Genomic DNA, 2,853 nt, shown 5'->3' on the forward strand with positions numbered 1-2,853 from the left:
CCTGATCGGCAATGGTTTTCCCACGGGAACGACGCTGCATGTCGAGGGCGGCCACCGCCTGATCTGAACCGCCGCTGCTTCCGTCAGGAGTTGTTTGCAAACAAGGCCTTGGAGCGGTTCGACGATTCAAGTCCTGAACCAGCCTTGGCGGGCTGCAGGGCCGGCACCAGCGTGTCGCGCGCGGCAGTGAGCAATTGCTTAAGCGCCGGCAGCTGGACGCGCCGGCGGCGCCAGATCATCACCAGCGGCGCCGTCCGCATCTGGCCGGGCCATCGCATTTCGACGATGTCGCCGCGTGCGAGCGCATCCGGGACGGCCAGGCGTGGAACGAGGGCGAGCCCCGCGCCGGCCGCCACCAGCCGCGCAATGGCGCCGATGCTGCCGACCTCGTTGGCAAGTCTGGGTGCGGCAGCGCCCGCCTCGGCAAAGGCCGTGTCGAACATGTGTCGGTAGATACATCCGGGCTCCGTTGCCACGAACTGCAGTTCGCCAAGCGCGGCAAGGTCGCCTGGCACGCTGCCCTGCCCCGGAGCCGCGACCAGCACCAGCGGTTCGGCTGCTATCGTGCGCCTGGCGAAGTGTTTATCCGACGCGCCCTTCGCGAAATCACGGCGGTCGAAGCAGAACGCGACATCGATGTCGCCATCCTCCAATTGGCGCAGCAGCGCGCCGCTGCCCGCCACCTTCATCCGCACGGTGATGTCGGGATGGCCGGCCTGGAACCCGGGCAGCCAAGGCGCCAGCCTGGCCGACGCGATCGTCTCCAGCGCGCCGATGGTCAGGTGCCCGCTTGTCGAACCTGCCGCTGCCTGCACGGCCGCGCGCGCCTCGCCGTCGAGCCGCAACAAATCCTCGGCGATCGGCTGCAGCGCTAGGCCTGCCGGCGTCAGCTCGAGACCGGACTTCGCGCGCGTGAACAGGGCAGCGCCAAGCTCGGCCTCGAGCGCCAGGATCTGGTCGCTGACGCTCGATTGCGCGAGGTGGACCACTTCTGCGGCGCGCGTGATGTTGCGGCTCCGCGCCACCGCAAGGAAGGTTTTGAGCAGTCTTGGATGCATCGTGTGGCTGACGCGCTATTGCAGCTGCGGTTTCTTCAGAAAACTGCCGCGGTCGGCGGACTTGACGCGCAGCCAGGTTTCGCGGCCGTCGCGCAGCACCCGCATCGGAATCTCGGCACCGGCCGAGCCGCTCTCCCACAGCTTGCGATAGAAATCGGCGAGTCCATCGACCGCGCCGTCGCGGATGTCCGAGATGATGTCGCCCTGGCGCAGGCCAGCCTTGGCCGCCGGACCGCCTTCGGTCACGCTCATCACCACCACTCTGCCATCGCTTTCGGCCGACAGGGCGCCGAGCCATGGACGCGGCGGCTTGGCCACCTGGCCGCGCGTCAGGAGATCGTCGAGTATGGGCGGCAACAGATCGATCGGCACCACCATGTTGATATCGGCGACCTCGCCATTGCGGCTCATCTGCAGGCGCAGCGAACCGATGCCGAGCAGCGAGCCATCGGCGCCGAACAGCCCGGCACCGCCCCAGGACGGGTGCGCCGGCGCAATGAAGATCGCCTCGTCGAGCAGATACTCCCAATAGCCGGCGAATTCCTGCTTGGTGACGATCCTGGCCTGCACCGACTGGCCGATGCCGTCGGCCAGCACCACGGCGTCGCCGATCCTGGCCTTGCCGGCATCGCCCAGCGCCACCGCCGGCAGGCCGAGCGGCGCCAGCGCCTGCACCAGGCCGAAGCCCGATTCCTGGTCATAGGCCAGCGCGTGCGCGGGGATGACGCGGCCGTCATGGCTGGTCAGCCAGACCTCTTCCGCTTCGGTGATGAGATAGCCGATGGTCAGCACCAGCCCGTCATTGCGAATGACGACGCCGCTGCCTTCCCTGAGCGTGCCGAGCGCCCCGGCCGTAAAGGCATCTTCGGGAACAGTGGCCCGCACGGCCACGACCGAGCGCAGATTGGGATTGATGGTCATGCTTTTGTCCTGGGTGGGCTTTGGCGACATCTTCTATAGGTATGCCACGCAGGAGAAGGCGCAAGGGTAAGGAAGAGCCCAATTGCCGATGTTGGCACTGCGGGCATCGATAATAGTTCAACGCAAGTTGAACTTACACATCCGCAGCCCTAGTTAATGGCGACCTGCCATCCTTCCCCGACACGAGGCCACGAAATGACCGACTACACACCGCCGAAAGTATGGACCTGGAACAAGCCGAGCGGCGGAGCCTTTGCCAGCATCAACCGGCCGATCGCCGGGCCGACGCATGACAAGGAACTGCCTGTCGGCAAGCATCCGTTGCAGCTCTATTCGCTGGCGACGCCGAACGGCGTCAAGGTCACCGTCATGCTGGAAGAGCTTCTGGCGCGCGGCCACAAGGGTGCCGAATACGATGCCTGGCTGATCCGGATCAACGATGGCGACCAGTTCGGCAGCGGCTTCGTCGAGGTCAATCCAAACTCCAAGATTCCGGCCCTGATGGACCACAGTGGCACCACACCGGTGCGCATCTTCGAATCCGGCTCGATCCTGGTCTATCTCGCCGAAAAGTTTGGCGAATTCCTTCCGACCGAACAGCCGGCCCGCGCCGAGGTGCTGTCCTGGCTGTTCTGGCAGATGGGCTCGGCGCCGTATCTGGGCGGCGGCTTCGGCCACTTCTACGCCTATGCGCCGGAAAAGTTCGAATATGCCATCGATCGCTTCTCGATGGAGGTGAAGCGTCAGATGGACGTGCTCGACCGCCGGTTGGCCGAGACTGAATATCTCGGCGGCAAGGACTATTCCATCGCCGACATGGCGGTGTGGCCCTGGTATGGCGGGCTTGCACTCGGCCGCATGTACAATGATTTCG

Annotated in this window: 3 protein-coding genes; 1 reads left to right on the forward strand and 2 read right to left on the reverse strand. The window is 65.4% G+C overall.

What is annotated here, in order from left to right:
* Nucleotides 1-83: 83 nt before the first annotated feature.
* Together ENZ75_RS27230 and ENZ75_RS27235 are read right to left on the reverse strand one after the other, a co-directional pair.
* Complete coding sequence (locus ENZ75_RS27230) at nt 84-1,058, reverse strand: LysR family transcriptional regulator (protein ID WP_063168624.1); 975 nt, start codon at nt 1,056-1,058, stop codon at nt 84-86.
* Between the two features lie 15 nt (nt 1,059-1,073).
* Entirely contained in the window at nt 1,074-1,979 is a 906-nt protein-coding gene (locus ENZ75_RS27235) for a S1C family serine protease (protein ID WP_024501724.1), read from the reverse strand.
* A 195-nt stretch (nt 1,980-2,174) separates the two neighbouring features.
* On the opposite strand from ENZ75_RS27235, the gene yghU reads away from it, so the two are divergent.
* Nucleotides 2,175-2,853, forward strand: a 679-nt coding sequence (yghU, locus tag ENZ75_RS27240) for a glutathione-dependent disulfide-bond oxidoreductase (RefSeq protein ID WP_128278451.1), incomplete at its 3' end; no start/stop codon positions are given.

The sequence above is a fragment of the Mesorhizobium sp. M7A.F.Ca.CA.002.04.1.1 genome (genome assembly GCF_004022805.1).
GTDB classification, from domain to species: Bacteria; Pseudomonadota; Alphaproteobacteria; order Rhizobiales; family Rhizobiaceae; genus Mesorhizobium; species Mesorhizobium ciceri.